We start from the raw sequence: 24308 nt of genomic DNA, 5'->3' as shown, positions 1-24308 counted from the left end.
GGACACCGGGTACCGGGGCACACGGATGCCCGGTGGACGGGCACAGGGTGGGAGTCGTCGCCGGGCTGCTGCCGGGACCCTCGATCCGTCCCGGCCGGTGCGACATCCACAGCTTCGAAGACGGCGGGAACCCACCGCAACCACTGCGGCCCGATCCGCGACGACGCAACCGTCCCACCCACTCTGAGCTGCGCGGACAGGTACTGCCTGAGATGCCGTCCTGGGATGCGGAGACGCCTCCCGGACGCCGTCGGCGCGTACCCGGCGCCGCCCCGGCGCGCGATCCGCCGCCGTCCTCTAGCGGTTGCGGCGGCGGCCCTTGGCGCGGCGGGGGTAGGGGAAGAGGCGCGGGCGGCGCTTGGCGGCCACGTCCTCGATCCAGCCGAAGAGGAGGATCGCCAGGCAGATCAGCGGGACGGCGATCGTCAGCTGGGTCCACTGGCTCCGCAGCAGCCACTGCGCGTGGTCGTAGAAGAAGTCGTTGTTCCACAGCAGGTCGAGCAGCGGCTCCGTCAGCACCAGCGCGCAGCAGTGCCACAGGTAGACGGTGACCGCGCGGGAGTTGAGCAGGCTGATCACGCCGTTGAACTTCTCCAGCGGCTTGGGCCACTGCTCCCAGGAGGGACTCAGGTGGAGCAGCAGCATCACCGCACCGAACGACCAGATCGCCTGGGCGACCGGTACCGCTTCCAGATCGTGCCCGAGCCGCGGGTTGTCCAGCGGCACCCGCATCAGCCACCAGTAGCCGGACATGAGCACCAGCGGTGCGAGGGACGGCACGACGTACTGCGGGATCCTGCGGAGCAGTCCCTCCCCGTGGGCCATGCCGAGCAGCCAGCAGGAGCCGAAGGTGGTGAAGTCGGTGGCGGCTTCCATCAGCCGGCCGGACTGGTCGACCAGGCCGGAGTTGATGACGAACGCGAGCGCCAGCGGAACCGTCAGGGTGACCCAGGGCAGCTTCCGCAGCGCCTTGAGCATGAGCGGCGACAGCAGTACGAACCAGAGGTAGGCGCGCAGGTACCAGAGGGGGACACAGATCTGTTCGGCCCAGGAGGCCGGCAGGTGCCCGCCGAAGGTGTGCAGCGGGACCCCGAACGGCGGCTCGCTGAACGGCAGGACCCAGTAGGCCAGGTCGCCCCACCACCAGGTGGGATGGTGGGCGTCGGGCCTCCAGCCGTCCAGGACCATCAGCGGCACCACGACCGCGCCGAACAGCCACATCGGCGGCAGCAGACGGCGCAGCCGGCCGCGGATCACGCTCAGCGCCGGCCGGTCGAGGGAGCGCACCATCAGCGATCCCGCCAGCGCGAACATGACGCCCATGGAGGGGAAGACGATCGGCAGCCAGGTCCAGTTGAAGGTGTGGTAGAAGACCACGCGGACCAGGGCGAGCGCCCGCAGCAGGTCGAGGTAGCGGTCACGGCCGGACTTCCGCGCGGGCGCCGGTGCGGCTTCCTCGGGCTCCGGAGTGCGCTGCACGGGAATCGCGGCGAGGTCCGTCACCCGCAGGGCGACGGTGTCGGAGAAGTCGCGGGTGCCGTAGGCGCCTCGTTCCGCGGTGTTCATGAAGACATCGCCGGTACTCATGAAGACATCGCCCCCGTCGTGACGTCGAGCCCCACCTCGCCGGTGCGCTTCAGCTTCTGCCAGCGCAGCCGGCCCCCGGTCAGAGCGGTGATGGCGGACTGCATCAGCACCATGTACATGAGCACCCGGTAGACCACCTGCTGGGCCGGCAGCGTGATCAGGTGCCACGCCTTCTCCTTGTCCAGGTGGAAGGACCACCAGGCGCAGACGGCCTGCAGGGCCATGACCGCGAACCAGGCGGCCAGGGTCTTGTACGCGTCGACGAAGACCACGCCGTAGACCATGCCGATGTCGAACGCGGGCGCGAGGAGCGGGGTGACCACCATGAACAGGGAGACGAACGGCAGGCCCACCCGGCCGAAGTGGCCGGCCGGGCCGCGCTCCAGCAGCGCGTGCCGGTGCTTCCACATCGCCTGCATGGTGCCGTAGCTCCAGCGGTACCGCTGCGACCACAGTTGCTTCATGCTGACGGGCGCCTCGGTCCAGGCGCGGGCGTCCTCGGCGTAGACGACCTTCCAGCCGGCCCGGTGCAGGGCCATGGTCACGTCGGTGTCCTCGGCGAGCGTGTCGTCGCTCATGCCGCCCGCCTGCTGGAGCGCGGTCCGGCGGAAGGCGCCGATGGCGCCGGGGATGGTCGGCATGCAGTTGAGCACGTCGTACATGCGGCGGTCGAGGTTGAAGCCCATCACGTACTCGATGTGCTGCCAGGCGCCGATCAGCGTGTCGCGGTTGCCGACCTTGGCGTTCCCGGCCACCGCGCCGACACGCTGGTCGGCGAAGGGCTGCACCAGTTCGCGGACGGTGGACGGTTCGAAGACCGTGTCGCCGTCCATCATGACGATCAGGTCGTGCGAGGCGGCGGCCACACCGGTGTTGAGGGCGGTCGGCTTGCCGCTGTTCTGCTGCCGGATCAGCCGGACGTTCGGCAGGCCGAGTTCCTCCACGATGGCGGACGTGTCGTCGGTCGACCCGTCGTCGACCACGATCACTTCGATGGGGTGGTCGCTCGCGGACAGGGAGAGCAAGGTGTTGGTGATGCACTCCTGCTCGTTGTACGCGGGTACCACCACGGTGACCGGTTCGGTGACCGGGTCGCCCCAGGAGAATCCCCGCCTGCGGACGCGCCGCACGTGGATGACCGAGAGCAGCAGCATCAGCGCGAACCGCGCCATGACCAGCACGCCGACGACCGCGAGCAGGACGACCAGCCACGGCATCAGCCCCACCGAGAAGGTGGTGCACCACACGAACGCCTTGCCGAGCCACAGGTTGTAGCCGACGACCTCGGTGTTGGCGGAGGCCGTGCCGAGCGCCTCGGCGGTGGTCTTGAAGGTGTACCCCTGGTCCTTGAGCTTCTCGATGATGATCGGCAGCGCGGCCAGCGTCTGCGACCGGTTGCCGCCCGCGTCGTGCATCAGGACCATCTCGCCCTGGCCGGGGAGGTCGGGCATGGCGGCCTTGACGATGGCGTCGACGCCGGGGCGCTTCCAGTCGTCGGTGTCCTTGTCGATGAACGCGGTCAGGTAGCCCTCGGACCCGGCCTGCTTGGTCACCGGCCACGACCAGTCGTCCAGCGCGTCCACGGTGGAGGAGTAGGGCGGGCGGAACAGGCTGGAGTGGATGCCGGCGACACCGGCCAGCGCGAGCTGGGTCTCGCCCAGCTCCCAGGTGAGCCGGGTGCCGGAGTGCAGCGCGAGGTCGGGGTGGGTGAAGGTGTGCAGCCCGATCTGATGGCCTTCGGCCACGATCCGGCGGATCAGAGCCGGGTTGCGGGTGACCATCGAGCCGGTGACGAAGAAGTCGGCACGGACGTCCTCCTCCTTCAGCACCTCGAGGATCTTCGGCGTCCACTGGGGGGACGGCCCGTCGTCGAAGGAGAGGACGACGGTCTTGTCCGGGATCGTGTAGTTGACCGGCTTCTCGCCCTTGTCGCCGCGCGCGTCGACGACCGGGCCGCCCTCCAGCACGCTGGTCGGGACGGTGGCCTTGTCCACCGAGGTGGCGATGCCCTGGTCGTGGAAGACCTCGTTGTTCGCCATGCCCCGGAGCACCATCAGCGCCAGCAGGGTCGCCAGTACGGTCACCGGCAGGAAGAAGCGCAGGGGAGGTGCGGCGAGCCGGCGCGGCCGCATGATGGACTGCCGACGGCGTTGACTGCGGGAGCGGGACATGGATTTCCTGGTCGGTCGCGTCTGGCTACTGCGCGGTGGCGGGTTCGGTGGCGGTCACGGAGTCCGACGCCGCCGTGCCTGATCCGGTCGTCCCGGTGACGGACGTGGTGGTGCCGGACCCCGCCGTACCGGATCCCGTCGCACCAGACCCCGCCGTACCGGCCCCCGCCGTACCGGCCCCCGTCGTACCGGCTCCGGTCGTCCCGGTGACGGACGTGGCGGCATCGGACCCCGCCGCACCGGTTCCGGCAGTACCGGTGACGGACGCCGTGGTGCCGGATCCCACCGTGCCCGCTCCCGCCGTGCCGGCTCCGGTCGTCCCGGTGACGGACGCGGTGGCCTCGGATGTGGCGGTGGCGCTCTTTCCGGGAGCCGCGGGCAGCGGCGCGTTCAGGTACTGGCTGGGCGGCGTCGTGTTCGCGGTGCCGGGGACGGTGAGCGCGGGTGCCTGCGACTGGGTTCCGACCAGGCCGGAGACCATCGCCACCACGCACCCGGTGCAGATGACGCCCACCAGCCAGCCGAAACCGCGCAGGCGACGACCGCGCAGACCGGTCTCGTCGACGAAGACGGGAGCCGGCTCAGCCTCCGCGGAAGTACTGGTCATCGACGGCCCGGCCTTCCTTCGTCGTGTCGCGTCTGCCGGTTCGGTGCCGCCGAGAGCAGTGAGTAGTGCTGAAAAAGTTATCGATACGGGGATAAAGAGACATGATCCGACCCACCCCTGAATCAGGCGGCTAGATTAATATGCAGATTCCGTGAATGTCACGCGGGTCTCGTACAGTCCCGGCGAGTCGCTTGCTTCTTGTCCGAACGGAAACCTCACGCATGGCCATAGCCCGCCGCCGCAGCCGCCTCACGGCCGCCGCGATCCTCATGGCCGCCGTCACGTTCCTGGTGAACGCCTGTGGCGCGGGAGGCGGGAGTGACGCGGGGGCGGGTACGACGACCACCCCGGCCGCCCACTTCGAGGTCTCGTCGATGCTCGAGCCGTCCGGCCGCGCGCTGGGCGTCGTCGACGACAAGACGCCCTGGCAGTACGGCATCGTCACCACCTTCACCGAGGAAGCCGGGCGGGCCCCCGACATCCGCGAGTACTACAGCTCCTGGGGCGGCGACTTCGACGCGGAGGGCAACGCCTTCCTGTGGAAGCACGGCCATCTGCCCATGATGGCGCTGGTGCCCTCCGACACCCCGCTCGCCGACATCGCCGAGGGCGGGGACGACACCTACATCCGCCGCCTGGCGGACCAGATCGCCTCCTACGACGGCCCGCTGGCCCTCTCCTTCGCCGGCGAGATGAACGGTCCGTGGAACTCCTGGGGCCCCGAGCACGCCGAGCCCGCCGGCTTCGTCGCGGCCTGGAAGCACGTTCACGACGTCTTCGAGGAACGGGGCGTCACCAACGTGATCTGGGTGTGGACTCCGCACGTGGTCGACTCGGGCACGCCCGCCGAGCTGCGTCCCTACTACCCGGGCGACGCCTACGTCGACTGGGTCGGCCTCATCGGCTACTACGGGCCGATCGACGGCGTCGCCTTCTCCAGCCTGTTCACCCCCACCATGCGCCAGATCGCGGGCTTCTCCGACAAGCCGGTGCTGATCGCGGAGACCGGGGTGGCGCAGAGCGACCAGAAGCAGGCGCACATCCGCGACCTGTTCCGGGGCGCCGCGAAAGCCGGGGTCATCGGCGTCGTCTGGTACGACCAGCGCAAGGACTGGCCGGGCGGAAAGCAGTTGATGGACTGGCGGATCAAGACCTCGGTGGGAGCGCTCGCCGCGTTCCAGGTGGAGTCGGCCCGGAACGGTTTCGGTCATTCATTCAAGAGCGACCGATAACGACTGATAACGACTGTTCCAGGGCGAGCAGGGAAATCCGGGCACGAGCCCGCAGGGAACGACTTTCGTCATCGCGCACCAGTGCGGCTGGAGCACGCGGACGCCCGACCAGGGGAGATCACGGAGATGACGGCGGAATCGTCGCCGGGCCAAGGGGCTCCGCAGGAGGACGGCTGGGCTTTCCGGCCCCGCACGCCGGCCACCGGTTCGCAGCCGTACCGGGAACAGTGGCCGACGGAGCCGACCGGGGCGTGGGACGACCGGTCGTGGGACGAGCCGTACGGCGGACCCTCCGGCGCGCGGTGGGACTCCACCGTCCCGCTGCGGACCCCCGAGCCCCGCACCGGCGCCCACGAGGCCGTGCGCGAACGGGGTCACCGGACGCCCCCGCACACCCTGTGGACCGGCGAACCGGCGGATCAGGACCAGTACCACTACCAGGACCAGGACCAGCACCAGCACCAGCACCAGCACCAGCACCACGGATACCCGTCGACGGCGACCGCCGTCCTCGATCAGGCGGCCCTCCGCCGTCCCGAACCCGCCGCCGCGCGGCCGGGGCCCCCTGCGGGTGCGGCCGGCGAACAGGCCGGGAGGACCAGGCGGGTGGGCCGGATCGCGCTCGTCCTCGCCGTCCTCGCCGCCGTCGGCGGGGCCGCCGCCGTGCTGCTCAAGCAGGAGGAGGCCGCCGCCGTCGCCTCGGAGCAGCTGACGCAGGCGTGGCAGGTACCGGCGCCCGCCGACGACACACTGATCGGCAGCTGGCTCACCGACAAGCTGCTCGTCCGGGCCGGCACCCGAGGCGGTCTGCGGGCCTACGACCTCACCGACGGCAAGCAGGTGTGGAGCGCCGCGTCCGGCGCCGCCGCGTCCGAGCGCGGCGACGTCCCCTGCGCGATGTCGCCGAAGGTCGGCGCCCAGGGCATCGGCACGGTCGCCTTCGGCAAGGACGGCAGCACCTGCACCTGGCTGGCCGGTGTCAAGGCGTCCACCGGCAAGATCCTCTGGTCCGTACCGCTGACCGACACCAAGCACCCCAAGGCGGCGACCGCCACGACCTATCTGCAGGGCGATGTCGCCACTGTCGTCGGCCAGAACTTCCTCGGCGGTGTGGACATCCGCACGGGCGACCGCGTGTGGGGCTACAAGGCGCGCGGCCACTACTGCAACGCCCACGGCCGGGGCGCCGAAGGCGCCGTGCTGGTGGACGACTTCTGCCTCGACCGGAAGACCAGGTTCACCCTCACCGCGTACGACGGCAGGACCGGGAAGGTGATCTGGCGGAAGTCCGAGAGCGCCCACGCGGACGTGACGCACTTCCTGTCCGGCTCACCGCTGATCGCCGCCGTCCACACGGTCCACCAGGACGCCGTGCGGGTTTTCGGCACCACCGGGACCGGCCGCAGACTGGCCGTGGGCAACGACGAACTCACCACCGGCAACGACACCGGCGCCGACCACTCCGCCCGGCTCTACGGCCACGTCCTGGTCACCCCGGCCTCGGCCGCCGGCCACCCGGTGATCGACGGCTTCGACACCACCACCGGCGCCAAGCTCTGGACCCACCGCTCCGCCGCGCTCGCCGTCCCCGCGTCCGGCTCGGACGACAAGGTGTACGCCGTCACCACCTCCGGCACCCCGCAGCTCGTCACCATCGACCCGCGCACCGGTCGCACCACCCCGGTCGCGGTCCTGCCGACGGGAACCGGCAAGGGGCACTTCACCTCCGGCACGGTGTACGCCACCCCGGACGGCGGCGTGCTGGAGATCGACGCCCTCGGGTCGGACGGCGGCGTGCGGCTCTACCGGTAGGGCCTCGCGCCGGGGCGGCCGAGCGGCTTCCTCACTGGAACCGCCCGTGTCCGTGCGGCAGTCTTCTCCCTCGTGGGGAATCTTCCGTCTCAGAGTGCGCCGGGTGACGCCGCCGAGCACATGGTGGTGGCCGGGGACGACGCCCTGGCCCATCGGCTGGCCGCCGAGTTGCGCGGGGTGTACGGCGAGCGGGTGACCCTCGTCGTGCCGCCCGCGCAGGGTGGTGTGCGGCCACCGGTCGTCGGGCGGGCCCGGGCCACGGCCCTGTTCGACCGGGTGTCCGCGGCGGTGAACCGGGCCTCCGGCAACGGGGGCGGGGGCGTGACCGCCGGGGGCGACGAGACGCCCGAGCGGGTCGTCGAGGCCGCCGAGCTCACCGAGGGCGCGCTCGCCTACGCGGGTGTCGAGCGGGCCACCGCGCTCGCCCTCGTGTACGACGACGACGAGACCAACATCCGTGCCGCGCTCACCGCCCGACGGCTCAACCCGCGGATCCGCCTGGTCCTGCGGCTCTACAACCGGCGTCTCGGACAGCACATCGAGGCCCTCCTCGACCAGGCCTCGGCACTGGCCGCCGGGGCCGGCGCGGGAGCGGACGGCTCCCGGGCGGACGGGAACGCCGAGGTCTACGACGCCTCCACCACCGTGCTGTCCGACGCCGACACGGCCGCGCCCGCGCTCGCCGCGACCGCCATGACCGGCACCAGCAAGGTCGTCCAGACGGACGGACTGATGCTGCGCGCGGTGGAGCGGCCGCCGCCAGGTCCGGGCGAGGTCGCCGATCCGGGGCTGTGCACACTGGCGTTGCTGTCCGCCACGACCAACGACCCTGCGGGCGCCGACGGTTCCGAGGGCAGCGGCGCGCAGGGTCCTCAACTCCTGCCCGACGAAAGGGCGGTGGCCGCCGCCACCGGCCGCGGCATCGTCGTCCTGGAGAACGTCTCGTACTCCGGTCCCCAGCTGAACCCGGGGCGTGGTGTCGTGCCGTGGTTCGGCTCGCTGCTGTCCCGGCGGCTGCGCTGGTCGTTCGCTGGGCTCGTCGCGTGCGTGGTCGGGCTCGCCGTGGCGTCGATGCTGGTCACCGGGGAGCAGCCGCTCCAGGCGACCTATCTGACGCTGCTCGACCTCTTCGCCATCAACGACCCCGCCATCGGGCAGCCTCTCGGACGGCAGCTCCTCCAACTCTGCTCGGGACTGGTCGGGTTGCTGCTCCTGCCGGTGCTGCTGGCCGCCGTGCTCGAGGCGCTCGGCACCTTCCGCAGCGGGACCGCCCTGCGCAAGCCGCCCCGCGGGCTGTCCGGGCACGTGGTGCTGCTCGGGGTCGGCAAGATCGGTACGCGCGTACTGGCGCGGCTGCGTGAACTGCGCATCCCCGTCGTGTGCGTGGAGGCCGATCCCGAGGCCCGGGGGCTCGCGCTGGCGCGGAGCCTGCGGGTTCCCCTGGTGCTGGGGGACGTCACGCAGGAAGGCGTGCTGGAGGCCGCCAAGATCCACCGGGCGCACGCGCTGCTGGCGTTGACCAGCGCGGACACGATGAACCTGGAGGCCGTGCTCTCGGCGCGTACGCTGCGGCCCGATCTGCGGGTCGTCCTGCGGCTGTACGACGACGACTTCGCGACCGCCGTCTACCGCACCCTCCGGGCCGCGCACCCCGGCGCGCTCACCCGGAGCCGCAGCGTGTCCCATCTGGCCGCGCCCGCGTTCGCCGGGGCGATGCTGGGGCGGCAGATCCTCGGGGCGATTCCCGTCGAGCGGCGCGTGCTGCTGTTCGCCGCGGTGGACGTGGGCGGGCACCCCCAACTGGAGGGGCGCACGGTGGGGGAGGCGTTCCGTGCCGGCGCCTGGCGCGTGCTCGCGCTGGACACCGCGACCCCCGAAGAGCGCCGGGCGGCCCAGCAGTCCGGCCCGAGCGGTCCCCGGCTGGTGTGGGACCTGCCCTCCACCCATGTCCTGCGGCCCGAGGACCGCGTGGTGCTCGCCGCCACACGGCGGGGTCTGGCGGAACTGCTCGGCCGACGCCCCCGGCAACGGGCGGAGGCGTAGCCCCCCCCCGACGGGGCGGGGGCCGGCCCCGGGGCGCGGCCCCCCGACGACAGCCGGGACGGGTCCCGGGGCCCTCCGGCGGGGCCCCGGGGCCGGGCTCGGTGTCACACCGGTGTCATCTGCCCAGGTGCCGCTCCGCGAAGTCCAGTTCCAGGCGGACCTGCTTGATGCGTTCGTCGACGACCAGGGAGCCGTGGCCCGCGTCGTAGCGGTAGACCTCGTGGACGGCCTCGCGGGCGGCGAGACGGGTGACGTAGTTGTCGATCTGGCGGATGGGACAGCGGGGGTCGTTGACACCGGCCGAGATGTACACGGGGACCTTGACCGCGTCGACGTAGGTCAGCGGGGAGGACGCCTCGAAGCGCTCGGGGACCTCCTCCGGGGTGCCGCCGAGGAGCGTGCGGTCCATGGCCTTCAGCGCCTCCATCTCGTCGTGGTACGCCGTGACGTAGTCGGCGACGGGGACGGCGGCGATACCGAGGGCCCACGCGTCGGGCTGGGTGCCGACGCCGAGGAGGGTGAGGTAGCCGCCCCAGGAACCGCCGGTGAGGACCAGCCGGTCGGGGTCGGCCAGGCCGGACGTGACCGCCCACTCGCGGACCGCCGCGATGTCCTCCAGCTCGATGAGGCCGACGCGGTGCTTGAGCGCGTCGGTCCACGCGCGGCCGTACCCGGTGGAGCCGCGGTAGTTGACCCGGACCACCGCGTAGCCGTGGTCGATCCAGGCCGCCGGGCCCGCCGCGAACGAGTCGCTGTCGTGCCAGGTCGGGCCGCCGTGGATCTCGAAGACGGTGGGCAGCGGACCGGTGGTGCCGGCCGGCCTCTGGACCAGGGCGTGGATGCGGCCGCCGGGTCCATCGACCCAGACGTCCTCCACGGGCACGGATCCCGGGGACTTCTCGCCGGGCGGGTCCAGCACGATCTCCCCGGTCGTCGAACGGACGGTCGAGGGCTCGGCCGCCGAGGACCACAGGTACTCCACCGTCCCGTCCGGGCGGGCCGTCGCCCCGGAGACCGTGCCGGGCGGGGTCTCGACCCGGGTCAGCCCGCCGGAGGCGAGGTCGTAGCGCCACAGGTCGCTGCGCGCCTCGAAGCTGTGGGCGACGAGGAGGGCCGAGCCGTCCGGATACCACTCGGCGGCCACGTCGCCGGGGAGGTCGAGGCCCAGGTCGGTCTGCTCGCCGGTCGCCACGTCCCACACCAGGGGTTCCCAGCGGCCGCGCCGCTGGTGCCCGATGAGCAGTCGGCTGTCCCCGTCGACGGGGGCGAAGCCCAGTACCTCGAGGCCCAGCTCGACCGTGCCGCCCTCGGTGTCGTCGAGCTCGGCGACCAGCGAACCGTCCGGGCGCAGCACCTTGAGCGCCGAGTGCATCGCGTCGCCGTGCTCGGTGTGCTCGACGGCGATCAGCGAGCCGTCGTGCGAGAGGTCGCCGACCCCGGCCGACTCGCGGTGCCGGTAGATCTCCACCGGGTCCTCGCCGGCGCGGGCCAGGTGGATCGTCGATCCGTCGTCGTCCGTCGAGCGGCCCACGACGGCCGTGCGCCCGTCGCGGCCGATGGCCAGGCCCGCCGGGTAGGAGGCGTCGAGACCGGGGACGGCCGGCTCGTCGGCCTCGCCCACGACCAGGGCGGCGCCGAACGGGCGGCGCCGCCAGACGCCGAACTCGTCGCCGTCCTTGTCGTCGAACCACCAGATCCACTCGCCGTCGGGCGAGAGCACCCCGTCCGTCGTGCCGTTCGCCCGGTGGGTGACCTGGCGCTGCTCCCCCGTCTCGCGGTCCCACGCGTACAGCTCGTACGTCCCCGTCGCGTTCGAGACGAACAGGGAGCGGTGCGGGGCGTCCTCCGCCCAGTCCGGCAGTGACACCCTCGGTGCCCGGAAACGCTTCTCCCAGTCGGGCATGTCTGCCTGCTGCGGCTCGGTGGGCCTGGTGCTCTCAGTCATGGCCCCATAGTGCCCGGCCCGGCCCGCCTCGCGCCGACGAGGTCCCGAGCCTGTGGACAACCTCGCGGCCCCCGCCCGTCCCGCCGTCCGCCGAGCGGCACGCGAAACCGCGCCCCCGCTGCCGGGAGGCGGGCGGGACCGGTCGCGCCACAGGGGCGTGCGCACAGGTCGGGGCCGTTGTCAGTGGCGGGGTGCAGACTTTTTCGCATGACCGATCTACGCAAGGCCGTCGAGGGTTACTGGGCCGCCGCGGACGCCCGGGACTGGGGGACGTTCGCCGAGCTGCTCGCCGAGGACGTCGTCTACACCCTTCCGCAGACGCGGGAGCGCATCAGCGGACGGGAGCGGTACGTCGAGTTCAACCGCGAGTACCCGGGCGACTGGCACGTCCGGATCGAACGGGTCGTGGCCGAGCCCGGTCAGGCCGTCACCTGGACCCACTTCACGGTGGGCCTGGAGGAGATGCACGCGATCACGTTCTTCACGGCCGACGCGCGGGGCCGCATAGCCACGGTGACGGACTTCTGGCCCGAGCCGTACGAGCCTCCGGCGGGCCGGGAACACCTGGCCGAACGGTACTGAGCGGGCCCCCGGGCCGAGTCCGGCCCGGCCGCCCCGTACCGTGGAAGGCGTGTACCGGTTCCTGCTGACGCCCCGCTGGTGGGGGATCAACGTCTTCGTGCTGTTGGCCATCCCCTTCTGCGTCTTCATGGGGTCATGGCAGTTGGGGCGGTTCGAGGACCGGGTTCAGGCCCACCGGACGGCGGAGGCCGCGGCCTCCACGGCCGAGTCGGAGCCCGCCCGGCCGCTGGCCGCGATGCTGCCCGTGACCACGCAGACGTCCGGCAAGCAGACCACCGCGAAGGGCCGGTACGGCAAGCAGCTGCTCGTGCCCGGCCGGGAACTGGACGGCAGGAGCGGGTACTACGTACTGACGCTGCTGAGGGTCGACGGCGGCAAGGCGCTGCCCGTCGTCCGGGGCTGGCTGCCCGGTACCGCCGACCCGGCGAAGGCCCCGGCCGCGCCCACCGGCGAGGTCACGGTCACCGGTGCGCTCCAGGCGTCCGAGAGTCCCGGTTCGAACGGTGTCAGCGCGGTCGGCGGACTTCCCGCGGGGCAGACGGCCGCGATCAGCTCCGCTTCGCTGGTGAACCTCGTGCCGTACACGCTGTACGACGCGTGGATCACGCTCGACAAGGCCGACGCCGGGATGAAGGCGGTGCCTCCGAGCGCGCCGGCGAACTCCGGGCTCGACCTCAAGGCGTTCCAGAACCTCGGCTACACCGGCGAGTGGTTCGTCTTCGCGGGCTTCGTCGTCTTCATGTGGTTCCGTCTGCTGCGCCGCGAGGTGGAGTTCGTCCGGGACGCCGAACTGGGCCTGCTCCCGGGCGTCCCCGGCACTCAGGACACCCCCGGGGAGAAGTCCGGGGAGGCCGGCACCACGACGGCGACGCCGTCCGCCACCGCCTGACGGAGCGGGGCGGGACCGGACGGGACACGACGCCCGGACCGGTCCGGGCGTCGCGCATCCGTCGGAACGGGTGCCGGGCCCCGCGTCAGGACGACGCCAGGATGCCCGTGTGGTACACCGTGCCCGCGCAGGCGTTGGGCACGGTCACCGATGCCGTCGCGCCGCCCGTCGCCGCCGTGTTGGAGACGACGACACTGCCGTCCAGCGTGCCGCCCTCGACGAGGAGCTGGGGCGCGGGGCTGGCCACCGCCGCGTTGGTGGTCGTGCCGCCGCCGGTCTCGGTGGTGCCCTCCGTCGGGGTGGGGTCCGGTGAGGGCTCCGGCGCGGTCGGGCACGTCGACGAGGGCACCCAGGCGAACTTCACCACGTACGAGGTGCCCGGCTGGAGCACCAGGGAGGTGACCGCCGTGGAGGGATCGGGCAGCCCCGCGGCCGCGTCGCCCCCCACGTGCGTCGCCACTCCGATCCTGGCGGGGTCCGCCGCGCCCTGGGCGAGCGTGGTGACCGTGCCGGCGCCGGTGACCGTGCAGGCGGTGGTGGAGACGTTCGAGACGGTGAAGGAGCCGTAGACCGCGCCGGTGGAGTCCGGTGCGGAGGCGGTGCCGGAGGCCCCGCCGAGCTGGCCCGCCGTGCACGTGGTGATGGCCGGTGCGGAGGCGGTGGGTTCGGCGCCGCCCGTGGTGGCCCCGCCCGTCTCCTTGTCCTTGCCGCCCGGTGTCGGCTTGGTCCCGCCGGGGCCGTCGTGCTTGGACGTGCCGGAGGAGCCGCCCGTGTTCTTGCCGGTGCCGCCGTCCGAGCCCTTGTCCTGGCCCTGGCCGCCCTGGGCCTGTGAGCTGTTGCCCGCGATGGACGGGTCGGGGTTCGACCCCGAGGAGTGGGAGACGTGCACGAACGCCGGGATCGCCGTGCCCATGAAGAGCGCCGCGGCCGCCATGCCGACCAGGGCCTGCCGCTTGCGGGCGCGCCTGGCCGGTACCGCCCGGCGCAGGTGCTCCAGGGTGCCGTCGGCGGGTTCGATCTCCTGGACGGCCTCCTGCAGCAGCCGGCGCAGGGCCAGCTCGTCGCCGAACCCTTCGGGTCCCGGTCCGTCCGTGTCCGGTGTGCCGAGCTGTTCGTCGGGGCCGTGGTTCACATTTCCGTTCCCAGCGTGCGATTGCTTGTGCTCGTGCTCCGGGCGCCCCTCGTCGTCGGGGCGCCGCCGGTCGTCGTGCTCACTCATGCCGAGGCCCCCATGGCGACGCGGAGCGCGGCGATGCCGCGCGAGCCGTACGCCTTCACCGAACCCAGGGAGACACCGAGCGTCTCGGCGACCTGAGCCTCGGTCATGTCCGCGAAGTAGCGCAGGACCAGGACCTCGCGCTGACGGCGCTGGAGCCCCTTCATCGCCTTGATCAGGGCGTCGCGCTCCAACTGGTCGTACGCGCCTTCCTCGGCGCTCGCCATGTCGGGCATCGGCTTCGAGAGGAGCTTGAGGCCGAGAATGCGCCGACGCAGGGCCGAACGCGACAGGTTGACGACGGTCTGACGCAGATAGGCGAGCGTCTTCTCCGGGTCCCGGACGCGCTTGCGCGCCGAGTGCACCCGGATGAAGGCCTCCTGGACGACGTCCTCGCAGGAGGCCGTGTCGTCGAGCAGGAGCGCCGCGAGACCGAGGAGCGAGCGGTAGTGCGCCCGGTAGGTCTCGGTCAGATGGTCGACGGTCGTGCCCGCCGCCAGGCTGTCCTGGGCGCCGTCACGCTGATTCGGGATGCGGGCGGGCCGCGTCGAGGGCATGGGCGCGATCACCGGCATGCCGCCGGGCGCGCCGGGGCTGCGGAGTCGGCGGGGTGGACGCAGGGCCATGCCCCTCGTCTGGACCGCGGTGAATTCGAGTACCTCTGCCACGCCAGTTGGACACACGTCCCCCCAACAGGGTTGTACGCGACGGGCATCACAATCGCGCCGGGCGTCACATCGGCCGGAATCCGCTCCACCGGAACTCCTCCCGGACCCCCCGCCGTTACGCCGCCGCGCCCGCGCGGCAGTGCACCAGATGCCCTCATGCGTAACAGCTCTTCCCTTGTGCCCAATGCTCCGCCGCCCCCCGGACGCCCCTGAATGGCGACGGCGAAGACGCTCGTCGACCACCTCGCGGTTGCGCGGGACGACAACGAAATCTTCGAACGCCGATACGAGTCCGTTCAAGTGGTCAGGACCATTAAGTTGATCACCGAACCGTCGGCGATCCTACAAATCGGTCCTCCGCACGGCACCGGAATTACGGCCTCGGGGCCTCTGGAGCATAGCCCGGCAGCGCCCTGACCAGGAAGAAGGGCGGATCTACGAAGCCCTGATGATCTCCGCCGCCACCAGTTCGGCGATCTGGGCGGTGTTCAGGGCGGCTCCCTTGCGCAGGTTGTCCCCGCACACGAACAGTTCGAGAGCCGTCGTGTCGTCCAGTGCCCGGCGGACCCGGCCCACCCAGGTCGGGTCGGTGCCCACCACGTCCGCGGGTGTGGGGAACTCGCCCGCGGCCGGGTCGTCGAAGAGCACGACGCCGGGCGCGGTGGCCAGGATCTCCCGCGCCCTGTCGACGGTCACCTCGTCCTGGAAGCGGGCGTGCACGGTCAGGGAGTGCGTGGTGACGACGGGAACACGGACGCAGGTCACCGCGACCTTCAGCCGGGGCAGCCCGAGGATCTTGCGGGTCTCGTCGCGTACCTTCATCTCCTCCGAGGACCAGCCGTCCTCGGCGAGCGACCCGACCCACGGCACCACGTTCAGGGCGACCGGCTCCGGGAACGGGCCCGTGTCGTCGCCCACGGCCCGGCGTACGTCACCGGGGTTGTTCCCCAGTTCCGTGCCCGCGACCAGGGCCGTCTGCCGGCGCAGGGTGTCGACGCCCGCGCGGCCCGCGCCGCTGACGGCCTGGTACGAGGAGACGACGAGCTCGCGCAGCCCGAACTCGGCGTGCAGGGCGCCCAGTGCCACGATCATGGACAGGGTCGTGCAGTTCGGGTTGGAGACGATCCCCCGCGGGCGCACGCGCGCGGCGTGCGGGTTCACCTCGGGGACGACGAGGGGCACCTCCGGGTCCATCCGGAAGGCGGCGGAGTTGTCGACGACGACCGCGCCCTTGGCCGCGGCGATCGGCGCCCACTGGGCGGCCACCTCGTCCGGGACGTCGAACATGGCGATGTCGACCCCGTCGAAGGCCTCCTCCGACAGGGCCGCCACCTCGACCTCCACACCGCGCACGGCCAGCTTGCGGCCGGCCGAACGCGACGAGGCGATCAGACGGATCTCGCCCCAGATGTCCGCGTGCTGGGACAGGATCTGGAGCATGACCGCGCCGACGGCTCCGGTCGCTCCCACGACCGCGAGCGTCGGTCGTCGGGTCATCGCCCGGTGCCTCCGTAGACGACGGCCTCGTCGCTGTCGGAGTCGAGCCCGAAGGCGGTGTGCACGGCGCGGACGGCGTCGTTGACGTCGTCGGCGCGGGTGACGACGGAGATGCGGATCTCCGAGGTCGAGATCAGCTCGATGTTGACCCCGGCGTCGGTGAGCGCCTCGAAGAACCCGGCCGTGACGCCCGGGTTGGTCTTCATGCCGGCGCCGACGAGCGAGATCTTGCCGATCTGGTCGTCGTAGCGCAGCGACTCGAAGCCGATGACGCTCTTCGCCTTCTCCAGGGCGTCGATGGCCTTGCGGCCCTCGGTCTTCGGGAGGGTGAAGGAGATGTCCGTCAGGCCCGTGGTGGCCGCCGACACGTTCTGCACGATCATGTCGATGTTGATCTCGGCGTCGGCGATGGCGCGGAAGATCGAGGCGGCCTCGCCCGGCTTGTCCGGGACGCCGACGACCGTGACCTTGGCCTCGGAGGTGTCGTGAGCGACACCGGAGATGATGGCCTGCTCCACCTTCTGGTCCCCTTGCTGCTGAGTCTTCTGAACGAGCGGTTCGCTGCTGACCCAGGTGCCCTGGAGTCCGCTGAAGGACGACCGCACGTGGATCGGGATGTCGTAACGGCGGGCGTATTCCACACAGCGGTGGAGCAGCACCTTGGAGCCGGAGGCGGCGAGCTCCAGCATGTCCTCGAAGGCGATCCAGTCGATCTTCTTCGCCTTCTTCACCACGCGCGGGTCGGCGGTGAACACGCCGTCCACGTCGGTGTAGATCTCGCACACCTCGGCGTCGAGCGCCGCGGCCAGCGCGACGGCCGTGGTGTCGGACCCGCCGCGGCCCAGCGTGGTGATGTCCTTCTTGTCCTGCGAGACGCCCTGGAAGCCGGCGACGATGGCGATGTTGCCCTCGTCGAGCGCCGTACGGATACGGCCCGGGGTGACGTCGATGATCCGCGCTTTGTTGTGGACCGAGTCGGTGATGACGCCTGCCTGGCTGCCGGTGAAGCTCTGGGCGCTGTGGCCCAGGTTTTTGATCGCCATCGCCAGCAGGGCCATGGAGATCCGCTCTCCGGCGGTCAGCAGCATGTCGAATTCTCGTCCGCTGGGCATCGGGGATACCTGCTCGGCGAGATCGATCAGCTCGTCCGTCGTGTCGCCCATCGCGGAAACGACGACGACCACCTGGTGGCCGTTCTTCTTCGCTTCCACGATCCGCTTGGCGACGCGCTTGATGCCCTCGGCATCGGCTACGGAGGAACCTCCGTACTTCTGCACGACAAGGCCCACGTGCGCTCCTCGCTCAGTCCGTCTCTGCACCGCACTACTGCGGTCGGCTCAGTCTAACGAGCGGCCGGATTTCCCTTCCGGGGTATCGCATCGTGAGATGTCCCGCTCACGACGTGATCACTCCGGGCTGTCAGGTCCACAAGGGAGGTCCGGCCGCTCCGAGACGGCACCTGCCCGTACCGGAACGCCGCCACTCCGAAAGTGCCCCAGCTCACACCGGAGGCAGGCCAAAAACAGGAACGGGACCGGGGCGGGACCGGGGGCGGTTACTTGACCGTGCGCAGACCGAGCGGCCCCGCGATCTCCTGCGCCATCACCTTGCCGGCCTCCTCCGCGAGGATCTCCTCGCCGAGGTCCTGGTCGGTGTCGAGGCCGTCGAGCTCCTCCAGGGGCTGGTTCAGCCGGACGTGGGCCACCACGGACTGCAGGGCGCGCAGGGTCGCGGAGGCGGTGGAGCCCCAGTTCGAGAAGTAGGAGAACTGCCACCACCACAGCGCCTCCGTGGTGCGGCCCGCGCGGTAGTGGGCCATGCCGTGGCGCAGGTCGGTGATGACGTCGGCGAGGTCGTCGGAGATACGGGCCGGGACCGGGGCCTTGCGGGGCTCGTAGGGGTCGAAGACCTCGGAGTAGACGTCGATCGGCTCCAGCATCACGGCGAGGCGCTCGCGGAGTTCGTCCACGTCCGCCTCCGGGCCGAGGTCCGGCTCGTAGCGCTCCTCGGGGACGATGTCCTCGTGCGCGCCGAGACGGCCGCCGGCCAGGAGGAGTTGGGAGACCTCCAGCAGGAGGAAGGGCACGGCCGAGTCCGGCTCGTCGCCCTTGGCGACCTCGGTGACGGCGACCAGGAAGCTCTCCACCTGGTCCGCGATCTGGACCACGAAGTCGTCGGGGTCCGGGCTGGTCTCGTGCAGCGTGGCGTCAGACATCTAGAAGTCGTCTCCCCTCGAAGGCGCGGCCGAGCGTGACCTCGTCCGCGTATTCCAGGTCGCCACCCACCGGGAGGCCGCTGGCCAGGCGGGTGACCTTGAGGCCCATGGGCTTGATCATGCGGGCGAGGTACGTGGCCGTGGCCTCGCCCTCCAGGTTCGGGTCCGTGGCCAGGATGAGCTCGGTGACCGCTCCGTCGGCCAGGCGGGCCAGGAGTTCCCTTATCCGCAGGTCGTCCGGGCCGACGCCCTCGATCGGGCTGATCGCGCCGCCGAGCACGTGGTACTTGCCCCGGAACTCACGCGTCCGCTCGATCGCGACGACGTCCTTCGGCTCCTCCACCACGCAGATCACCGAGAGGTCGCGGCGCGGGTCGCGGCAGATGTTGCACAGTTCCTCCTGCGCCACGTTGCCGCAGGTCGCGCAGAAGCGGACCTTCGCCTTGACCTCCATGAGGGCCTGTGCGAGCCGGCGGACGTCCGTGGGCTCCGCCTGCAGGATGTGGAAGGCGATCCGCTGCGCGCTCTTGGGACCGACGCCGGGGAGCCGCCCCAGTTCGTCGATGAGGTCCTGAACAACGCCTTCGTACAACGGACTGCCTTTCCGAGTGCTCCGGTACCACCTGGTCCCGTCCTGCTGTTTCTTCCTGGTGCGTACGGTAGTTGGATGCCGCCGGTCTTAGAAAGGCAGACCGGGGATGCCGCTTCCGCCGCCGAGCCCCGCGGTGAGCGGGCCGAGCGTCTGCTGCTGGAGCGCCTGCGCGTTCTCGTTCGCCGCCTGGACGGCCGCGACGACCAGGTCCGCGAGCGTCTCGGTGTCCTCGGGGTCGACCGCCTTCGGGTCGATCACCAGGGCACGGAGCTCTCCGGAGCCCGTCACGGTCGCCTTCACCAGGCCGCCGCCCGACTGGCCGTCGACCTCCGTCCGCGCCAGCTCCTCCTGCGCGTTCGCCAGGTCCTGCTGCATCTTCTGGGCCTGCTGCAGCAGCTGCTGCATGTTGGGCTGGCCACCACCGGGAATCACGATCAGCTCCTGGTTTCGAGTACGGCTGTCCGAGCGTCTTTTCCTGTCCAGCACGAGCCTACGTGGTCGACCGGCCCGTCGCCCAAGCACTCTTTCGAGTGACATCACAGCGCCGCCTATACCTGATCAAGGCCCACTTCCGGGCGGAAAAGCCGGTAAACCCGGTCCACCGCCACCCATTGGGCGGTAGGAAGGGTGCGGCGCATTTACACCATGCGTCACACGGCGTCACGCAGTGTCAGTTTCGTCGCCGTCGTCACCGTCGTCCGTCATCACCGCCGTCAACCGTCGTCAACTAGGGAGTGCCGGGTGAGTCAGCCGGAGATGCAGCCGGAGGGGCCGCTCCAGGACGGGCGGAGCGAGGGCGCGGCGGGGCCCCGGCCGGGCGACCTGACCGGTCGGCCGTTCCCGCTCGGCGACTGGGGGGAGCCCGCGGAGCGGCTCCACGAGCTCTACCGCTGGGTGGAGCAGGGGGCGCTCGACACGGCCGCCTGGTACCTCTCCGACCGCGTGTGGAAGCGGCGGTCGGCGCGTCTGCTGCGGTGCGGGGCCTCGCTGGGGGCCGTCGCCGGGGCGGCGCTGCCGCTGCTCGACCTCACCGGATCGGTGCCGGGGGCGGCTCCGTGGGGATATCTGGCGCTGCTGCTCGCGGTCTCCTGCGTCGCCGTCGACCGGTTCTTCGGGGTGACCTCCGGATGGATAAGGGACGTGGCCACCGCGCAGGCCGTGCAGCGGCGGCTCCAGGCGCTTCAGTTCGACTGGGCGTCCGAGAGCGTCCGGGAGGTCCTCGGGCCCGCCGACGGAACGGCCAGCGAGGCGGCGGAACGGTGCATCGGGGTGCTGCGCAGGTTCTCCGAGGACGTCACGGAACTGGTGCGCACCGAGACGGCGGACTGGATGGTGGAGTTCCGCACGGGCCCGGCGCCGCTCGGGATCCAGTCGGCGACGGGAACGCCCCGGACCGAGGGGCCGCCGCTGAACGGACGCACCCCGCTGCCGCCGGGAACCCGCCCGAACATGCCCCGCCAGCGCCCGCCCGAGCCCCGGTAGCGGGCCGGGGGGCACCACGGCGTCACCCGGCCCCGCAGATCCTCAGTCCGACCGGTGTCCCGCAGGGGAGATGGCCGTGGGTGCGGACGACGTCCTGGCCGCTGCCCCGGGCGATGTAGGAGAGGAAGCTGGAGGCGAGGGAGTCGGCGGGCGGCTGCCCGTAGGTGTAGGCGTACTCGATCTCGCGGTACGGGTAGTCCGTGGTGCCGTGCTCCAGGTCCTCGACGGAGGCGGCGTGGCCGTCGAGGCCGACCCGGTGCAGGCCCTCGCGCCCGGTGGCGCCGTTGGTTCGCTGTAGCCGATCGCGCCGGGCAGCCTGGTGACCGTGGCCAGCACCTGCTCGGTGGAGTCGAGTTCGCACCGCACGACCGGCGCCGTCGCGTCGTCCTTGTGGAGGCAGTCCAGCGAGGAGTTGGCGATCTCCCCGCGCCCGAGGACCCGGCGCTGGAACACCTGCCGGGTACCGGAGTTGGCGTCCCGGCTGACCAGGAGGACGGGTAGGTCGGGCCCGCCGAGCTGCTTCCAGTTGCCGATCTCGCCGCGGTACAGCCGCCGCACGTCGGCCAGCGACAGGTTCCTGACCGGGACGGCGTCGTTGACGACCAGCGTGAACACCGACACCGCGATCCGGTTCTCCCGCAGCTTCGGGAAGGCTCCCGGCTTGGGGCCGTCGGAGAGCGCGACGAGGGCCGGGGACCCCTTCTTCGACGCGTGCCCCGCCGCGTCCAGCTCGCGCACGCCGGCCGTACTGCCGTGGGCGTCCACCGTGATCGTGGAGCCCTGGCAGTCGTGCTCGTACTTCTCGGCCAGTTCGCGCACCACCGGCTCGAAGGCGGTCGACCCCGTGACGGCCAGCGTGCCCCGCTCGCAGCCGATCGGGGGCGGTGTGTCGTCGCGCAGGACCACGATCAGGGCGAGCGTGACGACGCACACCGTCAGCAGCACGGTGAACAGCCGCGCGGCACGGCTGAACAGCGGCGGCTGGTCGTCCGGTGTCGTGCTGCGGTTGGGCCGGACCTCGCCGTCCCGGATGCCGCCGACGATCCGCACCGGACAACCCACGTCGCCGCCCGACAGCAGGACGAGCAGCTTGAAGTGCTCGCCCCGGTTGAGCGGGACCCTCGGGATGCGCAGCGTGCCGTTCTCGTAGCTGAGACCGGCGGCCGCGGTGAAGTGGTCCATCAGATGGTCGGTGCCGGGCGGCTGGGTCACGGACACGCCGCGGATGGTGCGATCGGTGAACACCGCGGTCAGGCCGTGCCGTTCGTGGCTCGTGTAGTCGTCCCCGGCGATGCTCTGCGAGCCGTCGTTCTCGATCCGCAGCAGCACGAGGGTCGCGTCGGACATGCCGGGGGCCTCGTCGAACAGCCCGAGCCGCACGTTCACGCGCCCCGAGCGGACGCCGTCGCCGATGGGGTTGTCCATCTGGACGCGGTAGCCGACGGTCTTGCGGCGCGGCACCCGTCGCTCGTACCAGACCATCACGGCGGAGGAGACGACACCGATGCCGGCGGTCCCGACGGCCACGACGTTCTCTGCGCTCAGCCACTCCACGTGAGCCACTCCCCCGAGCACTGCCCTGCGGTGCGGTCACCGTACGGCTCTGGCCGGAAACAGCCCACATACAGGAGGTGAACTTCGGCGGCCGCAGGACGGCCCGGGGGCTCAGCCGCTCCTGGTGTAGGCCAGCGACTCGTTCGTGCTGATGTTGACCCGGTTCAGCCGGCCGTCCGTCAGGAGGGTGACCTCGGTGGCCTCGCCCGGACTGCAGGACGGCGGCGCGCCGACGGTGACCCGGGAGGGGCCGATCTCCAGCGGTCCGCCGGCGGCCGGGGCCTCGGTCAGGTCGGCCTCGAAGACGCAGTGGTAGCCGGACGAGCCGTCCGCGACGATCGTCAGCACCGTGTCGCCGGGATCGCCCTGCCGGATCGTCATCCGGCGCGTGTGGTGACCGGCGGAGTTGTCGATGACGCCGTCCCAGGTGCCGAGGAAGGCCTCCGGGATCGTGCCGTCCTGCGTCGCCGGGGCACTGGGCGACTCGGAGGCGGTGGCCGGCGGCTGCGACGTGCTCGGCCCCGGTGTCGTCTCGCCGGAGGCCTTGGTGGACGCCTTGGGGTCGTCCTGGCCGCCCCCGCCCCCTCCGCCGTTCAGCAGCGCGAACACGCTGCCGCCCGCGCCGAGCGCGACGACCAGGGCCACGACCACGAGAAGGGCGGTGGACCGGCCGTTCCTGCGCGCGGGCTCCGGGCCGAGCGGGACGACTCCGGGGCCGTACGGAGGAGTCGGGCCGTAGGGCGGGGTCGCGCCGCCGGGGGCGTACGGGCCCGCGGCGGCGCCCGGACCGTAGGGGGGCGTCGAGCCGTACGGCGGCTGGGCCGAGCCCCAGCCGGCCTGCGGATAGCCGTATGCGGAGTGGGCCGGGCCCTGGCCGGGGACCCCCGGGTGCTGCTGCGGGTAGCCGTAGGCCGGGTGCGGGCCGGCCGGCGCCGCCGGAGGGGGAGGCGTCGGGCCCGGACTCGCGGCCACGGTCGGAAGGTGGTTCACGGGGCCCGCCGGGGGCGGGGCGACGCGCCCCTCGGCGGACGCGGCGGGTGCCGAGGAGGAGTCGGAGGGCGTCGAGGAGGAGGCGGAGGCCGAGGAGGAGGCGGAGGCCGAGGAGGAGGCGGAGGCCGAGGAAGCGGGCGTGCCGGACGGCGGCTTGGAGAAGTCCGGGGTGGCGACGGGCGCCGCGGGTGCCGGCGGCAGGGCGGGGACCGCGCCGGGCGCCGGAGCGCCGGGCGGGAGCTGTGCCGGTCCCTGGTCGGGGTTCTCCGTGTCGAGCAGCTTCACGGCGTGCCGTCCGAGCTGGGCGACCAGCGAGCCGGGCAGCCAGGGGTCGAGGGTGCGTCCCTCCGCGACGGTGTCCTCCGCGCCCGTGCGCTCCAGGATCTCGTCGAGACCCGGCCGGGCACCGGGGTCCTTGCGCAGGCAGTCGCGCACCAGGTCGGCGAGCCCCTCGGGCACCCCCGTCAGATCGGGGTCCTCCTGCGCGATGCGGAACATCATGGCGTGCACACCGCTGTTGGCCGCGCCGAACGGGAGGGTCCCGGTGGCCGCGTACGACAGGACCGAGCCGAGGCAGAAGACGTCGCAGGCGGGCGTGACGCGGTCGCCGCGGACCTGCTCGGGAGCCATGAACCCGGGTGAGCCGACGAGCGCCCCGGTGTGGGTCAGACCGCCGTCGGTCACCGTCTCCAGGGCGCGCGCGATGCCGAAGTCGATGACGCGGGGGCCGTCGATGGTGACGAGGACGTTCGAGGGCTTGAGGTCGCGGTGGATGAGGCCCGCCGCGTGGATGTCCCGCAGCGCGTGCGCGAGGCCCGCCGCGAGGATGCGCACGGAGCGCTCGGGCAGGGCGCCGTGGTCGCGCCCGACGACGGCCTGCAGCGAGGGACCGGCGACGTAGCCGGTGGCGACCCACGGGATCGGGGCCTCGGTGTCCGCGTCCAGGACGGGCGCGGTCCACAGCCCGCCGACCCGGCGCGCGGCCTGGACCTCCTGGCGGAAGCGGGCCCGGAACTCCTCCTGCTCGGCGAGTTCCGGCCGGACGAGTTTGACGGCGACCGTACGCCCCCGGTCGGACCGCGCGAGATAGACGTGCCCCATCCCCCCGGCGCCGAGTCGCGCCAGCAGCCGGTACGCCCCGATCAGTTGCGGATCCCCCGCCCCCAACTTCTCCATGGCAGTGCCCACCCTCCCCCATATGTGCAACAGACCGAGGATAGTGCGCC

18 protein-coding genes and 1 pseudogene are annotated in these 24308 nt (G+C 71.9%); 6 read left to right on the top strand and 13 right to left on the bottom strand.

The genetic code is table 11. The features are described 5' to 3' along the window. Positions 1 to 297 precede the first annotated feature (297 nt). Genes ACICHK_RS21670 through ACICHK_RS21660 form a run of 3 tightly spaced genes read right to left on the bottom strand, consistent with a single transcriptional unit; the run spans position 298 to position 4365 of the window. Positions 298 to 1587 (bottom strand): acyltransferase, encoded by a 1290-nt coding sequence (locus ACICHK_RS21670; protein ID WP_406838205.1) that lies wholly within the window; start codon positions 1585 to 1587, stop codon positions 298 to 300. Beyond that, on the bottom strand, positions 1584 to 3758 hold the full coding sequence (locus tag ACICHK_RS21665) for a bifunctional polysaccharide deacetylase/glycosyltransferase family 2 protein (protein WP_406838204.1): 2175 nt from the start codon (positions 3756 to 3758) through the stop codon (positions 1584 to 1586). Before ACICHK_RS21665 ends, ACICHK_RS21670 begins: the two co-directional genes overlap by 4 nt. 25 nt (positions 3759 to 3783) lie before the next feature. Further along, positions 3784 to 4365 (bottom strand): hypothetical protein, encoded by a 582-nt coding sequence (locus tag ACICHK_RS21660; protein ID WP_406838203.1) that lies wholly within the window; start codon positions 4363 to 4365, stop codon positions 3784 to 3786. A 221-nt stretch (positions 4366 to 4586) separates the two neighbouring features. Between ACICHK_RS21660 and ACICHK_RS21655 the strand changes: the two genes are divergently transcribed. From ACICHK_RS21655 to ACICHK_RS21645, 3 genes are all read left to right on the top strand, one after another. Then, a complete protein-coding gene (locus ACICHK_RS21655; RefSeq protein WP_406838202.1) occupies positions 4587 to 5597 on the top strand; it encodes a glycoside hydrolase family 26 protein in 1011 nt (336 codons plus the stop codon). A gap of 126 nt (positions 5598 to 5723) precedes the next feature. Next, positions 5724 to 7409: a PQQ-binding-like beta-propeller repeat protein gene (locus tag ACICHK_RS21650; protein WP_406838201.1), complete on the top strand. Its 1686-nt coding sequence runs from the start codon at positions 5724 to 5726 to the stop codon at positions 7407 to 7409. Between the two features lie 120 nt (positions 7410 to 7529). Beyond that, entirely contained in the window at positions 7530 to 9452 is a 1923-nt protein-coding gene (locus tag ACICHK_RS21645; RefSeq protein WP_406841280.1) for an NAD-binding protein, read from the top strand. 115 nt (positions 9453 to 9567) lie between these two features. On the opposite strand, the gene ACICHK_RS21640 is transcribed toward ACICHK_RS21645, so the two are convergent. Then, positions 9568 to 11397: a prolyl oligopeptidase family serine peptidase gene (locus ACICHK_RS21640; protein WP_406838200.1), complete on the bottom strand. Its 1830-nt coding sequence runs from the start codon at positions 11395 to 11397 to the stop codon at positions 9568 to 9570. A 207-nt stretch (positions 11398 to 11604) separates the two neighbouring features. Between ACICHK_RS21640 and ACICHK_RS21635 the strand changes: the two genes are divergently transcribed. Beyond that, positions 11605 to 11979 (top strand): nuclear transport factor 2 family protein, encoded by a 375-nt coding sequence (locus ACICHK_RS21635; protein ID WP_406838199.1) that lies wholly within the window; start codon positions 11605 to 11607, stop codon positions 11977 to 11979. Between the two features lie 49 nt (positions 11980 to 12028). Next, complete coding sequence (locus tag ACICHK_RS21630) at positions 12029 to 12868, top strand: SURF1 family protein (protein ID WP_406838198.1); 840 nt, start codon at positions 12029 to 12031, stop codon at positions 12866 to 12868. Positions 12869 to 12953: 85 nt separating this feature from the next. Here the strand turns inward: ACICHK_RS21630 and ACICHK_RS21625 are convergent, their stop codons facing one another. From ACICHK_RS21625 to ACICHK_RS21595, 7 genes are all read right to left on the bottom strand, one after another. Then, complete coding sequence (locus ACICHK_RS21625) at positions 12954 to 14087, bottom strand: hypothetical protein (protein ID WP_406838197.1); 1134 nt, start codon at positions 14085 to 14087, stop codon at positions 12954 to 12956. Continuing rightward, positions 14084 to 14710: a SigE family RNA polymerase sigma factor gene (locus ACICHK_RS21620; protein WP_151470168.1), complete on the bottom strand. Its 627-nt coding sequence runs from the start codon at positions 14708 to 14710 to the stop codon at positions 14084 to 14086. The genes ACICHK_RS21625 and ACICHK_RS21620 overlap by 4 nt, the downstream gene beginning before the upstream one ends. 477 nt (positions 14711 to 15187) lie before the next feature. After that, complete coding sequence (locus ACICHK_RS21615) at positions 15188 to 16249, bottom strand: aspartate-semialdehyde dehydrogenase (protein WP_406838196.1); 1062 nt, start codon at positions 16247 to 16249, stop codon at positions 15188 to 15190. Further along, positions 16246 to 17538 carry an aspartate kinase gene (locus tag ACICHK_RS21610; RefSeq protein WP_406838195.1) on the bottom strand — a complete coding sequence of 431 codons (1293 nt, stop codon included), beginning with the start codon at positions 17536 to 17538 and terminating at the stop codon, positions 16246 to 16248. The genes ACICHK_RS21615 and ACICHK_RS21610 overlap by 4 nt, the downstream gene beginning before the upstream one ends. A 266-nt stretch (positions 17539 to 17804) precedes the next feature. Continuing rightward, positions 17805 to 18464 (bottom strand): DUF5063 domain-containing protein, encoded by a 660-nt coding sequence (locus ACICHK_RS21605; protein ID WP_406838194.1) that lies wholly within the window; start codon positions 18462 to 18464, stop codon positions 17805 to 17807. Further along, positions 18457 to 19056, bottom strand: coding sequence for a recombination mediator RecR (gene recR, locus ACICHK_RS21600; RefSeq protein WP_103554796.1), 600 nt, complete (start codon positions 19054 to 19056; stop codon positions 18457 to 18459). The genes ACICHK_RS21605 and recR overlap by 8 nt, the downstream gene beginning before the upstream one ends. 87 nt (positions 19057 to 19143) lie before the next feature. Next, positions 19144 to 19488, bottom strand: coding sequence for a YbaB/EbfC family nucleoid-associated protein (locus tag ACICHK_RS21595; protein WP_151470139.1), 345 nt, complete (start codon positions 19486 to 19488; stop codon positions 19144 to 19146). A gap of 309 nt (positions 19489 to 19797) precedes the next feature. Between ACICHK_RS21595 and ACICHK_RS21590 the strand changes: the two genes are divergently transcribed. Continuing rightward, positions 19798 to 20538 carry an SLATT domain-containing protein gene (locus ACICHK_RS21590; RefSeq protein WP_406838193.1) on the top strand — a complete coding sequence of 247 codons (741 nt, stop codon included), beginning with the start codon at positions 19798 to 19800 and terminating at the stop codon, positions 20536 to 20538. 22 nt (positions 20539 to 20560) lie between these two features. Here the strand turns inward: ACICHK_RS21590 and ACICHK_RS21585 are convergent. Both ACICHK_RS21585 and ACICHK_RS21580 read right to left on the bottom strand, forming a co-directional pair. Continuing rightward, a pseudogene (locus tag ACICHK_RS21585) lies at positions 20561 to 22092 on the bottom strand (substrate-binding domain-containing protein). Between the two features lie 111 nt (positions 22093 to 22203). Then, positions 22204 to 24258 carry a serine/threonine-protein kinase gene (locus tag ACICHK_RS21580; protein ID WP_406838192.1) on the bottom strand — a complete coding sequence of 685 codons (2055 nt, stop codon included), beginning with the start codon at positions 24256 to 24258 and terminating at the stop codon, positions 22204 to 22206. Positions 24259 to 24308: the final 50 nt, after the last annotated feature.

The organism is Streptomyces sp. AHU1 (assembly GCF_045343905.1).
GTDB classification, from domain to species: Bacteria; Actinomycetota; Actinomycetes; order Streptomycetales; family Streptomycetaceae; genus Streptomyces; species Streptomyces triticiradicis.
The sequence above is the reverse complement of the archived record's forward strand: the minus strand, read 5'-3'. Positions and strand labels throughout refer to the sequence as shown.